General features: G+C 29.8%; 18 protein-coding genes. 16 read left to right on the plus strand and 2 right to left on the minus strand.

All coding sequences use genetic code 11. The annotated features are described in order from the left end of the window. Positions 1 to 112 precede the first annotated feature (112 nt). From OZP07_RS15390 to OZP07_RS15400, 3 genes are all read left to right on the plus strand, one after another. Positions 113 to 817, plus strand: a complete 705-nt coding sequence (locus tag OZP07_RS15390) for an NHL repeat-containing protein (RefSeq protein WP_281635789.1) — start codon at positions 113 to 115, stop codon at positions 815 to 817. A 175-nt stretch (positions 818 to 992) separates the two neighbouring features. Further along, complete coding sequence (locus OZP07_RS15395; protein WP_281635790.1) at positions 993 to 1,526, plus strand: hypothetical protein; 534 nt, start codon at positions 993 to 995, stop codon at positions 1,524 to 1,526. Positions 1,527 to 1,700: 174 nt separating this feature from the next. Further along, positions 1,701 to 2,297, plus strand: coding sequence for a hypothetical protein (locus tag OZP07_RS15400; protein WP_281635791.1), 597 nt, complete (start codon positions 1,701 to 1,703; stop codon positions 2,295 to 2,297). A gap of 808 nt (positions 2,298 to 3,105) precedes the next feature. Here the strand turns inward: OZP07_RS15400 and OZP07_RS15405 are convergent. Beyond that, positions 3,106 to 3,483, minus strand: a complete 378-nt coding sequence (locus OZP07_RS15405) for a hypothetical protein (RefSeq protein WP_281635792.1) — start codon at positions 3,481 to 3,483, stop codon at positions 3,106 to 3,108. 3 nt (positions 3,484 to 3,486) lie between these two features. Between OZP07_RS15405 and OZP07_RS15410 the strand changes: the two genes are divergently transcribed. Further along, on the plus strand, positions 3,487 to 3,630 hold the full coding sequence (locus OZP07_RS15410) for a hypothetical protein (protein WP_281635793.1): 144 nt from the start codon (positions 3,487 to 3,489) through the stop codon (positions 3,628 to 3,630). On the opposite strand, the gene OZP07_RS15415 is transcribed toward OZP07_RS15410, so the two are convergent. Then, positions 3,627 to 3,809: a hypothetical protein gene (locus OZP07_RS15415; RefSeq protein ID WP_281635794.1), complete on the minus strand. Its 183-nt coding sequence runs from the start codon at positions 3,807 to 3,809 to the stop codon at positions 3,627 to 3,629. The two genes, OZP07_RS15410 and OZP07_RS15415, sit on opposite strands and share 4 nt — an antisense overlap. Before the next feature lie 350 nt (positions 3,810 to 4,159). Between OZP07_RS15415 and OZP07_RS15420 the strand changes: the two genes are divergently transcribed. The 12 genes from OZP07_RS15420 (at position 4,160) to OZP07_RS15475 (ending at position 14,943) form a co-directional block, all read left to right on the plus strand. After that, complete coding sequence (locus OZP07_RS15420; RefSeq protein ID WP_281635795.1) at positions 4,160 to 4,543, plus strand: hypothetical protein; 384 nt, start codon at positions 4,160 to 4,162, stop codon at positions 4,541 to 4,543. Between the two features lie 282 nt (positions 4,544 to 4,825). Then, a complete protein-coding gene (locus tag OZP07_RS15425; protein WP_281635796.1) occupies positions 4,826 to 5,551 on the plus strand; it encodes a hypothetical protein in 726 nt (241 codons plus the stop codon). Positions 5,552 to 5,766: 215 nt separating this feature from the next. Continuing rightward, complete coding sequence (locus OZP07_RS15430) at positions 5,767 to 6,246, plus strand: hypothetical protein (RefSeq protein ID WP_281635797.1); 480 nt, start codon at positions 5,767 to 5,769, stop codon at positions 6,244 to 6,246. A 163-nt stretch (positions 6,247 to 6,409) separates the two neighbouring features. Further along, a complete protein-coding gene (locus OZP07_RS15435; protein WP_281635786.1) occupies positions 6,410 to 6,868 on the plus strand; it encodes a DUF6985 domain-containing protein in 459 nt (152 codons plus the stop codon). A gap of 189 nt (positions 6,869 to 7,057) precedes the next feature. Next, complete coding sequence (locus OZP07_RS15440) at positions 7,058 to 7,654, plus strand: hypothetical protein (RefSeq protein WP_281635791.1); 597 nt, start codon at positions 7,058 to 7,060, stop codon at positions 7,652 to 7,654. Between the two features lie 416 nt (positions 7,655 to 8,070). Further along, positions 8,071 to 9,432, plus strand: a complete 1,362-nt coding sequence (locus tag OZP07_RS15445; protein WP_281635798.1) for an IS110 family RNA-guided transposase — start codon at positions 8,071 to 8,073, stop codon at positions 9,430 to 9,432. A gap of 61 nt (positions 9,433 to 9,493) precedes the next feature. Continuing rightward, positions 9,494 to 9,934: an SMI1/KNR4 family protein gene (locus tag OZP07_RS15450; protein ID WP_281635799.1), complete on the plus strand. Its 441-nt coding sequence runs from the start codon at positions 9,494 to 9,496 to the stop codon at positions 9,932 to 9,934. 597 nt (positions 9,935 to 10,531) lie between these two features. Next, on the plus strand, positions 10,532 to 11,029 hold the full coding sequence (locus tag OZP07_RS15455; protein WP_194644224.1) for an SMI1/KNR4 family protein: 498 nt from the start codon (positions 10,532 to 10,534) through the stop codon (positions 11,027 to 11,029). A 171-nt stretch (positions 11,030 to 11,200) separates the two neighbouring features. Beyond that, on the plus strand, positions 11,201 to 11,665 hold the full coding sequence (locus OZP07_RS15460) for a hypothetical protein (protein WP_281635800.1): 465 nt from the start codon (positions 11,201 to 11,203) through the stop codon (positions 11,663 to 11,665). Then, complete coding sequence (locus OZP07_RS15465; RefSeq protein WP_281635801.1) at positions 11,640 to 11,813, plus strand: hypothetical protein; 174 nt, start codon at positions 11,640 to 11,642, stop codon at positions 11,811 to 11,813. Before OZP07_RS15460 ends, OZP07_RS15465 begins: the two co-directional genes overlap by 26 nt. A gap of 493 nt (positions 11,814 to 12,306) precedes the next feature. After that, a complete protein-coding gene (locus OZP07_RS15470) occupies positions 12,307 to 13,113 on the plus strand; it encodes a hypothetical protein (protein WP_281635802.1) in 807 nt (268 codons plus the stop codon). 6 nt (positions 13,114 to 13,119) lie between these two features. Continuing rightward, on the plus strand, positions 13,120 to 14,943 hold the full coding sequence (locus tag OZP07_RS15475) for a DUF262 domain-containing protein (RefSeq protein WP_281635803.1): 1,824 nt from the start codon (positions 13,120 to 13,122) through the stop codon (positions 14,941 to 14,943). Positions 14,944 to 15,322: the final 379 nt, after the last annotated feature.

Consider the following 15,322-nt stretch of genomic DNA (forward strand, 5'->3'; position numbering starts at 1 on the left):
ATTTGAAGATGGTTTTGTACTTGGAAAATTAGTCATTAACCGAAAGATTAGGCTTCCTTAGTCCGCCACATCGCCAAGCGACCAAACGTTAGTGGCAAGCAAAAAAGAAAACGTGAAACTCAAAAAAATTACAGATAAAGGAAAAACAGGAAACTTTGACATTGGACAAGGGGAAATTTTAATTTGTAGCTGGAATAACGGCGTAAATCCCGACTTCTATGCGTTTGACATTTCAAAGATTATAAGAAAAGTAGATGAAGAATATTTTGCGAAAGCAGTTGTTGGAGAAAACTATAAAAAAATTGAAGAAATATTACCTGAAAAAGTTCATAATTATAGAATAACCAAAAGTAATAATGGAGAAATTTATTTCTGTACGTTCCAAGAAGGAATAATTTATGGTTTTGACAACTTTGGAAATTCAATTTTAAATTGGGATATAGAAGTTGGAGAAGGACATCCAATTTATGATATAAAATTCCAAGAACCTGATTTTTTATGGCTTGCTTTTCCGACAGGACAAACAGTAACTCAAGTAAGTCTAACTGACAAACAAGAAGTTTTTAAAATTGGCGAATACAGTTGGGAAGACAATTATGAACCTCTTAGTTATCCAGAAAGTGTTTTTGTAGACGAAAATAATTTATACATTCCAAATATGGGTAACAAAAAACTCTTTAAATTAGACTTAAAAACTAAAGAGATAAATTTAACAGCAACATTTGAAGAGAAAATTTGGCAATATGGAAAAACTGAAATTGGAACTTTTATAGTAACAGATACAGGAATTTATGAACTTGAAAACGAAGCCGAATAAATTGCCAGCCACTAACACTTGCTACAAGAGATTTGGGCATTTGGCTTAATTTGAAAATGGTCTTGTATTTGGGATGTTTTGGCAAATCCGAAAATAAGGCTTTAATTAAACCCCAAACCTCTTGTAGCAAGGGAACGTTATAGGCTATACTACCAAAAATCGTAAGAAGAAAAATATGAAAATTTACTATTTGCTTTTCTTAACTATTTCAACTTTGAGTTTTTCACAAAACAATTCAGAATCTGACGTTTTTAAAAAAATCATTGATGAACAAATTGGAAAGGGTACATTAGGAATATATGTTCAATGTGAAAAATATAAAACTTTTTTTGACCTAAAAGAGTTTAAAGAAGAAGTTGGTCTTGATGTTCCTGAAAAAATACTAAATGAAATTGAAGCAAACGTCGCAAAAAGCAATAATGGAATTTGGAATTCAGAATTAATAAAAGAATTGAATTACAGCTCTGATCTTATAAAAAGCATAAAATGTTTGACTAAAAAAGAAGCTGAAGAAATTTTTATAAAAACAAAGAAAAGACAAAAAATAATCTCTATAAGTGAGCCTATTTTTGACAATAATTACGAAAATTGCATTGTTTCAGTTATTTACTCGACATTTACACACAGCGCGAGTGGACATAGTTATTTTCTTAAAAAAGTTTACGGAAGTTGGACAGTAATCGCTGTATATGGAATTTGGATGACCTAAAAAAGTACAGCCTATAACCGCTAGTAAGCGATAGTCGGGAATTAGGCTTAATTTAAAGATAGTTTTGTACTTGGAAAAATAGTGATTAACCGAAATATTACGCATATTTAACCCCGACCATCGCCTACTAGCCAAACGTTACCAGCAATTTTACTAAAAATAAGAAATAATACGATGAGAAAACAAAAATTAATTTTTAAATTATTAACTTCAATTATTCTATTTTCATCTTGCTCAAAAAGTGATGATAATCCAATAAATAACATTCCAACAAATAGTGGAAAACTAATTGTAAACGGTATAGAAAAAAATCTAACAAAAGGATTTATAAAACCAAATTATACTGGTACTGACGTGACTTATGACAAGAGAAGCTTTTATCTTATTTTGACAAATGACGAGGTAACAATTCAAAATAATAATTTCATTTATTCAGACAAAATAACCCAGCTAATAGATTTTAATATGTATTGTTCAAGTCTAAATCCTGGAAGCGTTCAATACACAACATACAATGTCAAAAATTCCCATACTAATGTGAATTTTAATGATCCATTTATTGACCATACCGGCATAAATACAAATGTTGTGATTAAAAATGGAGCATTAGTTTCGAGGACTTCTCTAAGTTCTGATGATATGACAAGTGGACAAACAAGCATTTCATATAATAATGGAATTTATACAATCAATTTTTCTTTTTCAAATGCACAAAATACTATTACAGGAACATATACAGGAACTCTAACAACCCTAAATTATCAATATTAACAAAGCAAAACAAAAAAACTACTGGTAACACTTGCTACAAGAGATTTGGGTATTTGGCTTAATTTAAAAATGGTCTTGTATTTGGGAAGTTTAGGCAAATCCGAAAATAAGGCTTAATTTAATCCCAAACCTCTTGTAGCAAGGGGACGTTATGCGTAATTGGCAGTAGACTACGGAGTTTCTTGCACAATGAATTTTCGGGATATTTTTTTTGTGATTTTAAAGAATAAAGCATTTAGGCTTCAAGTCTTTCGATTGGGAATCGTAGAAAGTTCACTTTCAATACGTTTGACAACGTACAAGACTTGGCTAAGTTATTAAAAATAAATGACAAAGTCAATACATAGGATAAATCATTTAGTTTCACTAACTTAAAATCACAAAAAAATAGAGCCCTAAAAGCCCATTATTAACTTCGCCTAGCAGGTTTGCTAAGCACAATAAATAATTTGGTTTCATTGATTTTGATTGCGGTTAGAAAAGATAAGATAGTCTATCCAACTCCGTTACTGAGTAAAAATATAGATTGTAAATAGATCAGTAACTACGCATAACACGGGCTAAGCAAAATGCCTTCCGCTTCTATGGATAAAATAGTACAAATTAAAAAATTTGGCTATTTTAGCAATTATTAGTGAAGCGGGCTAAAGAAGGCACTTCGCCTAGCCCGATCACGTTACCTGCTATTTTAACAGAAAATCCGCAGAAAAAGTAACGTTATTAAAAACTGAAAATAACGTGGAAAAATCAAAAATAGATTGGTTTGATATTGTAAATCTAATATTGTCTGTTTCTGTTTTAATTGCCTCTATTTTTTTATAAAGTCAAAAATAGAATTAAGCAGACCTAAAACTGCAATTATAAGAGTAATTACTTTAATAATATTGTCAGCTTTATAAATCCAAACAAAGTCCTTACTTGCAAAAGCCTTTTTACCTTTATTGGTAATACAATAGAAAGTAATTCCGACTTTGCCGTGTAAATTATAAGGTTCAATAAGTTCAGCTTCTAAAAGAGAGGCTAAAATTAAATTAATATCATCCAAAGAATACGAAGTTCTTCTGTGTAATTCTTCAGCACTTAGTGATTTACCAGCTTCTGTTACATTTGAAGTTGTATGACTTTTATCATTATAGTTTTTAAGAAGAACTTTTAAAACTCTGTGCTGTTTATAACTAAAAAACATAAAATGGAAAATAAAATTAACGAAAAATCAAACGACGAAATAGTAAGTGAAATTGTCGAAAAACTAAAAGGTAAAAATTACGCAACTATTATTGGAATACTAGAACGTGTAAAAGCGAATGTAGAAATTTACTTGACTTTAAACTAATCCTCTCCTTTGAGCATTTTAGTAAGAGTTTTGATTTCAATCATTGTATGAACTCTAATTCCTGTACTTAACATAATAAAAGTTCCACCATCTTGTTTGTTAGAAGATAACCAAACAACGTGTTTAGAAAATATAACGTATTCAAAATTATCGGAAAGAGTAATTGTAATTGTTTTCATAATTAAATATTTAGAAACCAAACATACAAAAAAAGATTACTAAATTGCAACGTAAAAATAAAAACAGCAGGTAACAGCTACTAAGCAATATAGCGGTTTTAGGCTTAATTTAAAAATAATTTTGTATCTGTTGAATTTGGCGCAAAACAGATAAAATAGTGAATATTAACCCGCTACATCGCCTAGTAGCAAAACGTTATATGAGAGCTAAAATCCGAAAATCCGCAGAAAAATTATAAATCAGACGTTTTAAATTGAAATTTAACTGTAAAACTAAATGCGGAAACTTGAAAAAACAGAAACTTAAAATTAGCGGAAAACAAACCACAAATACTGAAAATTAATAATTTATGAGATTTAACGAACAAGATTCTGAAGTTAGATTAGGTTTATTCGTATTGCTTATGCTTATAATTGGCATTTGTTTTATGATTAAAATAATTAACAAATATTATTCTTTTTACAGATATTTAGAATATATAAAGTCCGAATCTTTTTCAAAAATTATATTCATTTTGCATTTGACAATTACTGTAGTATCTGCTTTGCTGTTATCAAATTATTTAGGAAAATATAATTTTTATAATGATATTATTAAACAAAGTCAAATTTGGGATTATATAACTCTTCTATTTTTATTTATTTTTTTCCTATTAGCTTACGGAATATGTTTAAATTTTATTTTTTGTGAAAAAGAAATGCAAAAAAATGAACATAAAATTGGTAACAACTAAAAAAGTTGGAATCTAAAAATAGAAGTGTGTAAAGTTCACGGTGAAAATTAAAGTCCGTTTAAAATAGCCCTCATATAACACTTGCTACAAGAGATTTGAGCATTTGGCTTAATTTGAAAATGGTCTTGTATTTGGGAAGTTTAGGCAAATCCGAAAGATTATGCATTTTTAACCCCAAACCTCTTGTAGCAAGGGAACGTTAGCGGTCAGCTCCATTGGAATCAGGAAAATCCGAAGAATAAATCAAAAAAAAAATTATTCAGTAATCAAAGCTCTTTTAAAATGTATAATGAAAGTTTTAAAAATTTAGTGAATTTAGCCTTCGATAAAAGTACTCAATTCTATAAAGATGAAAATAATTTAAACAAACCTAACCCCTATTTTGTCGGTTTTGGCAATCCAAACTCCAAAATTTTGATATTAGGAAAAGAAAAAGGTTTTGATGAAAGCAATCTGAAACAATTACAATATGAAAGTATTGAAAACCCAAATGAATGGAAAAACTATATTGAAAATGGAATTATATCTAATAGAACCAAATTTTACGATTCAGAACATTATATAAATGTATTCCGTCCATATTTAGCAAAAATGAAAGGTGGACACACTTGGACTAAATATTACACATTATTGAAAAACATTTATCCTCAAATTGAGAAAAATGAAAATGAGTTTTTAGACTATGCTTTTTTAAGTGAAATTAATTTTGAACCATCGAAATTAAGTAAAATCAAAGCTTTCAACAATTCTAATAGAATCGAATTACTGAAAAATGATTATTACAAATCGTTTAATGTAATAATATGTGCTTGTGCCGACTATTTAACAGATAATCAAATAGAAGATTTTTTTGACGTGAAATTTGAATCTGATTTATCAAATCCAAGTGAAAAATTAAAAATATTCAAAAATGAAAATCGAGTATTAATCAACACAAGACAATTAAGTATGAATATCAAAAATGATTATTTAATTAGAATATCAGAAGTTGCGAAAAAGTACTTGTAAAGCATTATGAATAAAGAGCCGAACCGCTAACACTTGCTACAAGAGATTTGGGCATTTGGCTTAATTTGAAAATGGTCTTGTATTTGGGATGTTTAGGCAAATCCGAAAATAAGGCTTAATTTAATCTCAAACCTCTTGTAGCAAGGGAACGTTAGGCGACATTAACTCACGAAATCAAAGAATCTAACTTAAAAATTGAAAAAGAAAACATACAAATGAAAAAACTGTTTTTGATAATTATTGTTTTCCACAACTTGCTTTTTAGCCAAAATTCTGATGGAAATGTTTCTGCAGAAACTATTAGCGATAAAATTCAAACACATTGTTTTGAAAATTTGAAACCTTTTAAAGAATTAGATAGTTTACCAAATTGGAAAAATCACACTTGTACTATACTTGACAATTTAGTTTTACTTCAAATTAATACTAAAAATAAGTCTTTTGATGAGGAATTACATAAATCAGTTATTAGTAGATTACGTGAAATTTCGAACCTTTTTTATTTAGATAAAACGCCAATAATTTTAACATCAGGAATGGATAGTTTTTTAGAAACTGAGGAAAAAAACAAAAATCTTGAAGATGACAATAAAATCATTTATGTAAGTATTGGAGAATGTATAATGCCTAGAACTTGGTATGAAGCAAAAGAAATTTTTAATTCAGAAACGAGAAAATTGATAAACAACAAATAACGCCGCCTAACACTTGCTACAAGAGATTTGGGCATTTGGCTTAATTTAAAAATGGTCTTGTATTTGGGATGTTTAGGCAAATCCGAAAATAAGGCTTAATTTAATCCCAAACCTCTTGTAGCAAGGGAACGTTAGCGGTAATCCTACAAAAAACGAAATTACGATGAAATCAAAAATTTTCGGAGATTTAAAAGAAACTGAATATGATTCCGATTGGTTGGAAGCTTCTCCTTTAGAAATTCCATATTTTAGTAATGAAAAAATAAAAATTACATTAGTAGAAAAAGATTCTGAATATATTCAAAATGCAGAAATAGCCTTTGAAAATTTTTTGAAATTAACGGAAACTGATAAAAATAAAGATTCAGAAAAAGTATATGAATATTATGCAGAAATTCTAAAAGCGGGTTATACGAAAAACCTAAACTTGAAAACTAAAAGTGAAATATGGAATTTCGTTACAGTTGGAGAAATAGTTTTGCATTGGAGTGAAAATGGAACAATATATTTATGTGTTTCTTGTGAATGCGAATGGGAAATTGAACACGGATTACAATTATCATTTAAAAATGGAGAAAAGCTTATAAAAGCAAATTCACATTCAGATGATTTTGAAGAGTAAATAATCAGAATAAATAGAAAGGACTACCGCTAACAGCCGTTTGTAGCAATTGGGGTTTTAGGCTGAATTTAAAGATGGTTTTGTACTTGGAAAATTGTGCATAATGGAAAAATCTCGCATCTTTAATCCCCAACTGCTACAAGCGCCAGAACGTTACCAGCAATTTTACTAAAAATAAGAAATAATACGATGAGAAAACAAAAATTAATTTTTAAATTATTAACTTCAATTATTCTATTTTCATCTTGCTCAAAAAGTGATGATAATCCAATAAATAACATTCCAACAAATAGTGGAAAACTAATTGTAAACGGTATAGAAAAAAATCTAACAAAAGGATTTATAAAACCAAATTATACTGGTACTGACGTGACTTATGACAAGAGAAGCTTTTATCTTATTTTGACAAATGACGAGGTAACAATTCAAAATAATAATTTCATTTATTCAGACAAAATAACCCAGCTAATAGATTTTAATATGTATTGTTCAAGTCTAAATCCTGGAAGCGTTCAATACACAACATACAATGTCAAAAATTCCCATACTAATGTGAATTTTAATGATCCATTTATTGACCATACCGGCATAAATACAAATGTTGTGATTAAAAATGGAGCATTAGTTTCGAGGACTTCTCTAAGTTCTGATGATATGACAAGTGGACAAACAAGCATTTCATATAATAATGGAATTTATACAATCAATTTTTCTTTTTCAAATGCACAAAATACTATTACAGGAACATATACAGGAACTCTAACAACCCTAAATTATCAATATTAACAAAGCAAAACAAAAAAACTACTGGTAACACTTGCTACAAGAGATTTGGGTATTTGGCTTAATTTAAAAATGGTCTTGTATTTGGGAAGTTTAGGCAAATCCGAAAATAAGGCTTAATTTAATCCCAAACCTCTTGTAGCAAGGGGACGTTAGCAGTAATCCCTCATAGTCCGCCTGCCTTACCTCCCGAAGCTAACGGCCATTGCATAAAAAATCAAAAAAACATAAATTAGCTACGCTCATTGCAAGGCCGATTTGTAAACTGTTGCGTAATAGCACGAGTGTAATCCTGGTTGGGAAGTGTGTGATACCTCCAGTGGTGGTACATTTTTTTTGTAACCCCGATTAGAATATTTTATTTATCCGAAAGAACTTCCTCTTTGAGTATTTTTTTAATTTAAATGTTCAGAATCAGAATGAAAGAACAAAATCAAATTTTGATGGAGATTGTCAATCCTCAAGCAGCAGGAATAGACATCGGAAGCAGGAGTCATTTTGTAGCTATTGGTCAAAAAGAAGAACACGTAAGAGAGTTTGGTGTTTATAATGAAGACCTCAAAGCAATATCAGATTGGCTCAAAGGAAATGGCATCCAAACTGTAGCAATGGAAAGTACAGGCACTTATTGGCAAGCATTATATGCTGTTTTGATAAACGATGGTTTTCAAGTGATATTGTGCAATGGAAAATTTACCAAAAACATCAAAGGAAAGAAAACCGATGTACAAGACTGCCAATGGATACAAAAATTACATTCCATAGGCCTATTATCTGGAAGTTTTTTGCCAGATTTACAAACTGAACAACTCCGAACTTATTGCCGACACAGAGCCGGTTTAATTGATGTTGCTGCTGACACAAGCAAGAAAATGCAAAAATACCTTCGTTTACTCAACCTTCGTCTGGATATAATTGTTAAAGATATTTGTGGTTTGACAGGACTTAAGATGATAGAAGCCATTTGTAATGGCGAAACTGATTCTCAGAAATTAGCCTCCCTGAGAAACGGAAACTGTAAAAAAAGTGAAGCAGAAATGCAAAAAGCACTCCAAAGCAACGGCCGTAAAGATTATCTATTTGCCCTAAAGCAGGAATACCAGATGTATCAAAATCTGCAAAATCAGATCAAAGACTGCGATATAGAAATAAAAAAATTACTTCAAGACCAGATTGACAGCAGCAACAATAAAAAGCAACATTACGCGGATCCGAAAGTTCATAAAAGAGTTAATAAAAATACACCTAAAAATATTGATTTAAACCTCATTGGCTATCAATACTTCGAAGGAGTAGATTTATTAAAGATAGAAGGATTCAGCCATCAAACCTTACTTACATTAATGAGCGAAGTGGGGTTAGAAGGGATTAAAAAATTCGGTACAGCCAAACAATTTGCAAGCTGGCTCAGACTTACTCCGAACAATAAAATAAGTGGCGGAAAAGTACTCAGTTCTCGCGTGCCAAAAGGGAGTAACCGCTTGAAAATAGCCCTGAGGAATGCTGCCAATGCCATCGGAAATTTAAAAGAATCAACACCTCTGAGAGACTTTTTTCATCGAATTAATTTTCGAAAAGGAAGAGTATCTGCCATAAGCGCAACAGCAAGAAAATTAGGTATAATCATTTGGAATATGATTGTAAAAAACACCTCCTACTATAATCCGGAAAATTACTTATATTTAGACGAAAAAAGAAAACTAGCGGTACAAAGAAGAATACAAAAACAAATGGAAAAACATCAATTCAAAGTCGATGATTTTAACTTTGTAACAATTTAGTTTTTAGATATTTACAAAAACGTTAGTTAGAACCATCCAAAAATCACAAAACATTAAAAGAATGAGTGAAATTGATAAAATTCTTAAAAAGTATTTTTGGCCAAAAAATGAAATAGTTAAAAACTTAGATTTTAAAGAAATTGAAAATCAAATAGGATTTGAATTGCCGAACGATTATAAAGAATTCCTTTTAAATTATTCCTTTTACGAAACTCAAATTGGCGAAGAATCATTCAAACTTTGGGACTTCAGTAAATTACTGGAATATAATATGGGTTATGAAATAATTGCCAACCTTAAAATGACTATAGGAATCGGAGATAATGGTGGTGGAGAATTTATCGGACTTGAAAAACTTGTTGACGGTAAAATCAGAATAATGCTAACTCCTTATATTGACCTAGACAAAGAGCATCATATTGAAATTGGAAATTCATTCACTGACTTTCTGATGAGAATGGATAACGGGGAAAAATGGTTTAAAGAAGAACAAACTGAATAAAATGGCTACTGCTAACACTTGCTACAATAGATTTGGGCATTTGGCTTAATTTGAAAATGGTCTTGTATTTGGGATGTTTAGGCAAATCCGAAAATAAGGCTTAATTTAACCCCAAACCTCTTGTAGCAAGGGGACGTTATAGGGCAGTTGTGCCGAAATTACGCAGATAAAAACAATTTGAAAATAAGCATTTGTTTCCGCAGGAAGTTTACAAAGCAGAAGCGTGAAAATTGGAATGGAAATGCGGAAACTTGAAAGTTGGAATGGAAATGTGAAAGCTTGAAAAGCAGAAGCGTGAAAGTTGGAACTTGTCTACAGAAACTTGAAAAGTAAATAATTGAAAATAATAAACCGAAAAGCAGAAACGCAAAAATTGGATTTTGCCAACAGAAGCGTGAAAGTTTTAGGTGAAAAACCGTAATTTCGACAAAAACAACCGCCCTATAACACTTGCTACAAGAGATTTGGGCATTTGGCTTAATTTAAAAATAGTCTTGTATTTGGGAAGTTTAGGCAAATCCGAAAATAAGGCTTAATTTAACCCCAAACCTCTTGTAGCAAGGGAACGTTGGCAGAAACCCATAAGAAAAATTCTGAATGGAAAATAGAATTCTAAATATTTATAATGAGTTGATAAAATTCTCTAATTCACTTTTGAATTTAGAAACTTCGATAACAGACAATCGAATTGAAGATTTCGAAAATAATCTCGGATATAAACTACCGAAAGATTTTAAATACTTACTTAAAAAACATAATGGATTTTCTTTAAGCGCAACTGAAATTTATGGAATTGGAAAAGAGTTTGGAGAAAATTCCCTTGACAAAATATATGATTTTGAACATAACGAAGTAGGAAATCCGATGCCAAAATATTTTCTTCCATTTTCACCTGACGGTTATGGAAATCATTATTGCTTAGATTTATTGAGAATTGAAAATGAAATATGTCCTATTGTATTTTGGCAACACGATTGCAATTACGAAAATATCACTGAAGTTGAAACTTGTAATATAGATTTTGCTGAATGGATTAACGAAGTAATGATTGAATGGACTCTTGAAGAATATAATTATGATGGAACAGAAAAATAAAAATGGGCTATCTGCCAACACTTGCTACAAGAGATTTAGGCAATTGGCTTAATTTAAAAATGGTCTTGTATTTGGGAAGTTCAGGCAAATCCGAAAATAAGGCTTAATTTAATCCCAAACCTCTTGTAGCAAGGGAACGTTGGCGGTCAGCTTGAAAAACCGAAATCAATTATGAGAACTATTATTTATACATCTATTTTATTTATAATATCAAATTTTTGTTTTTCTCAAAACGTGAATTTCATTATTGAAGTGAATGATAGACTTTTAAATTATGGCGAAATCGCTAATTTATACTTAACTACAGGAAAAGAAAAAGATGATAAAAAATATTATATAAATTATTATCCTGGCGACTTAGTTTTAAATGAAGAAGTGTTATCTGAAATTAATTCAGGCACCTTTAAAAAAATTTATCTTCATTTTGATTATTACACATACAAAAAAGACAACCAAGAGATTGCTAACTTTGACATCGAAATTAATTCTGGTTTGTTGAATGAACCATATTTAATTGCAAATATCTTTGATTTCAGAGACAAAAAATATAAACACTGGTATCAATGGTTAACAGAAGAAAATTATCTTACGGAACTAACATATCCCAATAGTGGAAAGTATATTAGACGGAAATAAAGCCGAACCGCCAACACTTGCTACAAGAGATTTGGGCATTTTGCTTAATTTAAAAATGGTCTTGTATTTGGGAAGTTTAGGCAAATCCGAAAGATTACGTATTTTTAATCCCAAACCTCTTGTAGCAAGGGAACGTTATGGTGTATAGCTCCGACGATCAACAGACAATTTTTATCAGGAGTTTTAATCCGAAAAATACAAACCGAAACAGAAACCGAGCCGACGAAAATCTGAACCGAAATTCGACGCTTAATTGTTGCGGACAAACAAACGTTAAACCGCTTTGTGGAAAACCGAAAGCGGATTTTTTTTGTCGCTTTTTTTTGAGAATTAACCGAAATTGAAACTTAAAAGCGTGAAACTATTTGGAACGGAAAATCGGAAGGCAGAAAAGCTACCGAAATAGGAATCGATAATTGAAATGTCAAATCGTTCGTGCTCAGCAATCGTCAAGCTACACACCATAACACACGCTACAAGCGATTTGGGCAATTGGCTTAATTGAAATATGGTTTTGTATTTGCAAGAATTTGGCTAAACCGAAAAATAACGCTAATTTAGTCCCAAACCGCTTGTAGCGCGAGAACGTTGTAGGCAATGTTAAAAAAAATCGTAGTAAAAAATAACTTATAAATATATAAATGGCTAATAATTTTATAGACCAAAAAGACAGATGGCTTCAAATTGCAAACGGTGATTTTGAATATTCTATATTATTTATTAAGTGTTGGTTACCTTTTAATGCTTGGTATTGTAACAACTATCCTCAATTTAAAAATCAAGATAGCGCAATCTTAAGAGAAGTGAAAACTGATGATAATCTTTTTAGAACAAGATTAATTTCTTTACTCGAAAACGACGACGAGGATTCTATCTTTTTTAGAAATCAGCTAATAATACTCCATAAGCAATTAGAAAGATGTAAAGTTCCCAATATAGCTAATTCTATAAGTTTCAAATCAATAAATTTCAGAACTAATCCTAACCCAATTTTTACAAAAGATTATAACAAGTTTAATTTTAAAATTGAATTATTAGTTCCTATTCAACCACATAACATAAAAATTCGTGTAGATGTTTTAAAAAATAGAAGAGCAACAATTTATACCTATCAACATACAAAATATGATTTTGAGCATTTTATAAATGACGCATCTTTTTTAGCGTTGAGTGAAAAAAATAAAGAAATCTTAAAAGATGGGTTCAAACAAATAAATCCTAAAATAAAAGAATCCTTAATTGTAGAAAAAAAGAAGGATTCAATGCAAAATATTGTAAGTGTATTTTTTAAAAATGACACAGATTTATTATCACAAGCTATAATAGAAATAATATATAATTTACGATGTATTTTATTTCACGGAGAAATTCAACCCAATAAAGACAACTTAAAAATATATGAGCCAGCATATTATATGCTAAAACTATTAATCAAATCTTTAGATTAAAATATTATGAGCTTAAGCAACAACATACAAGCAAACGCTAGAAAATTATTTGAATTACTTCAAAACAAATATATTGTCGATTATTTCCAAAGAGAATACAAATGGGAATACAAACATATTGAACAATTATTAGTGGATTTAGAAGCGTCTTTTTTATCTAATTATGAAATAGGCAATACAATTCAAGATATAAATAGCAAATATAATTCCTATTATCTTGGTCCTGTAGTAATCTGTGAAAAAGGTAGCATTCGCTCGATTGTTGATGGTCAACAAAGACTAACTTCTATTACATTGTTACTTATTTATCTTCATAATCTTCAAAAAGATAGTAATGATCCAGAAGACATTATTCCATTAATATATTCGAAAAAAGGAGGTAGAAAAACTTATAATATTGAAGTTCCAGACAGAACTAGAATTTTAGAAGCTCTTTTTAATAGTGAAGACTATGATATAAGTAGTGAAACTGACGAATCCATTAAAAATATGTTTGAAAGATATACTGATATTTCTAATATATTTTCGGAAGAGTTAAAAAATGACAAACTACCTTTATTTATTGAGTGGCTAAAAGAAAAAGTTGTTTTTGTAGAAATTCTAGCATATAGTGATGAAAATGCTTATACTATTTTTGAAACAATGAACGATAGAGGATTAAATCTAACTCCAACTGAAATGTTAAAAGGTTACTTGTTAACACATCTAAAAGACCCAATTAAAATAGATGAACTAAATGTAATTTGGAAAGAAAAAATTTCAAACTTGCATAAATACTCAACTCAAGAAGATTTAGAATTTATTAGAGCTTGGTTAAGAAGTCAATATGCAGACACAATTCGAAGTGGTGCTCGTGGTGCTGAAAATGAAGATTTTGAAAAAATAGGAACAAGATTTCATACTTGGGTAAAAGATAACCACAAAAAGATTGGACTTTCTAGTTCTGATGAATTCTATTACTTCATAAAAGGGGATTTTGAATTTTATTCAACATTATATGAGAAAATAAAAATATATGAAAGTTCATATACAAATGGAATTGAAAGACTTTATCTAACTTCATATTGGGGTATTGCATCTTCATTAAGCTATCCTTTATTGATGTCATCAATAAATAAACTTGATAATGAAGAAACAATTTTGCAAAAACTTAAAGCGGTTTCAACATTTATCGATATTCTTATAGTAACAAGAGCAATCAATTATAAAGGTAGTTCTCAATCATTTTTAAGATACATAATTTATACTTTAGTTAAAGACATACGTAATACAAGTGTAAGTGAATTAAAAACGATTTTGAAAGAGAGATTAGCATCAAGTAAAGAAAGTATTAATGAAGTAGATAAATTTTTCTACAACAATGGTAATAGAAAGTTTATTCATTACCTTTTAGCACGTTGTACCCTTTTTGTTGAAAATAATATCTATTCTAACAACGACATTGAAATGTATGATTTAATGGCAACAAGAAAATATAATAGATTTGTTTTAACACCAATTATTTGGGAATTCAACAAGTATAATAATCATTTTGAAAATGAAGAAACTTATTATGCAACTGAAAAAAAATTAGGAAATTTTTTACTCATTCCAAATCCAACCTCAATTGAATTTATGCCTGATAACAAATTAACTAAAGTCAGTAAACTCAAAAAAGAATTAAAGTTATCAAATTGTTTAACTAATAATTATTACAATAATCTAGATAATCAAGATTATTTAATTCAAAAAGGTTTTTCTTCATTAACAAACTTTAAAGAAGGAATTGACAACAGAACTATAGCAATAAATAACTTAATTAAAGAAATTTGGAGTATAGAGAATATATAGAAACACTGCCTACAACACTTGCTACAAGAGATTTGGGCATTTGGCTTAATTTAAAAATGATCTTGTATTTGGGAAGTTTAGGCAAATCCGAAAATAAGGCTTAATTTATCCCAAACCTCTTGTAGCAAGGGGACGTTAGGAGGCATTGCTCCGTGAACGAGACGCAGACGGTTTTAATTAGGATTTTAGGAACGAAAATATTGAACTGACGCAGAAACCGAGCTGGCGAAAAATTGAAGCGCAACTTGATGTTTAATAGTTGCGGACAAGCAAATGTTAATCACTTTATGGACATGCAAAGCGGAAAATTTTTGTCGATTTTTTTTGAGGTTTAATTGAAGATTTTTGAAGTGGAAATACAGAAATAAATTGAAACGGA

The sequence above is a fragment of the Flavobacterium marginilacus genome, assembly GCF_026870155.1.
Lineage (GTDB): Bacteria > Bacteroidota > Bacteroidia > Flavobacteriales > Flavobacteriaceae > Flavobacterium > Flavobacterium marginilacus.

What these genes read in the sequence shown, in the direction of transcription:
- OZP07_RS15395 (WP_281635790.1), top strand. Translation starts at nt 993, where the DNA reads ATGAAAATTTACTATTTGCTTTTCTTAACTATTTCAACTTTGAGTTTT.
- OZP07_RS15400 (WP_281635791.1), top strand. Translation starts at nt 1,701, where the DNA reads ATGAGAAAACAAAAATTAATTTTTAAATTATTAACTTCAATTATTCTA.
- OZP07_RS15405 (WP_281635792.1), bottom strand. Translation starts at nt 3,483, where the DNA reads ATGTTTTTTAGTTATAAACAGCACAGAGTTTTAAAAGTTCTTCTTAAA.
- OZP07_RS15410 (WP_281635793.1), top strand. Translation starts at nt 3,487, where the DNA reads ATGGAAAATAAAATTAACGAAAAATCAAACGACGAAATAGTAAGTGAA.
- OZP07_RS15415 (WP_281635794.1), bottom strand. Translation starts at nt 3,809, where the DNA reads ATGAAAACAATTACAATTACTCTTTCCGATAATTTTGAATACGTTATA.
- OZP07_RS15420 (WP_281635795.1), top strand. Translation starts at nt 4,160, where the DNA reads ATGAGATTTAACGAACAAGATTCTGAAGTTAGATTAGGTTTATTCGTA.
- OZP07_RS15425 (WP_281635796.1), top strand. Translation starts at nt 4,826, where the DNA reads ATGTATAATGAAAGTTTTAAAAATTTAGTGAATTTAGCCTTCGATAAA.
- OZP07_RS15430 (WP_281635797.1), top strand. Translation starts at nt 5,767, where the DNA reads ATGAAAAAACTGTTTTTGATAATTATTGTTTTCCACAACTTGCTTTTT.
- OZP07_RS15435 (WP_281635786.1), top strand. Translation starts at nt 6,410, where the DNA reads ATGAAATCAAAAATTTTCGGAGATTTAAAAGAAACTGAATATGATTCC.
- OZP07_RS15440 (WP_281635791.1), top strand. Translation starts at nt 7,058, where the DNA reads ATGAGAAAACAAAAATTAATTTTTAAATTATTAACTTCAATTATTCTA.
- OZP07_RS15445 (WP_281635798.1), top strand. Translation starts at nt 8,071, where the DNA reads ATGAAAGAACAAAATCAAATTTTGATGGAGATTGTCAATCCTCAAGCA.
- OZP07_RS15450 (WP_281635799.1), top strand. Translation starts at nt 9,494, where the DNA reads ATGAGTGAAATTGATAAAATTCTTAAAAAGTATTTTTGGCCAAAAAAT.
- OZP07_RS15455 (WP_194644224.1), top strand. Translation starts at nt 10,532, where the DNA reads ATGGAAAATAGAATTCTAAATATTTATAATGAGTTGATAAAATTCTCT.
- OZP07_RS15460 (WP_281635800.1), top strand. Translation starts at nt 11,201, where the DNA reads ATGAGAACTATTATTTATACATCTATTTTATTTATAATATCAAATTTT.
- OZP07_RS15470 (WP_281635802.1), top strand. Translation starts at nt 12,307, where the DNA reads ATGGCTAATAATTTTATAGACCAAAAAGACAGATGGCTTCAAATTGCA.
- OZP07_RS15475 (WP_281635803.1), top strand. Translation starts at nt 13,120, where the DNA reads ATGAGCTTAAGCAACAACATACAAGCAAACGCTAGAAAATTATTTGAA.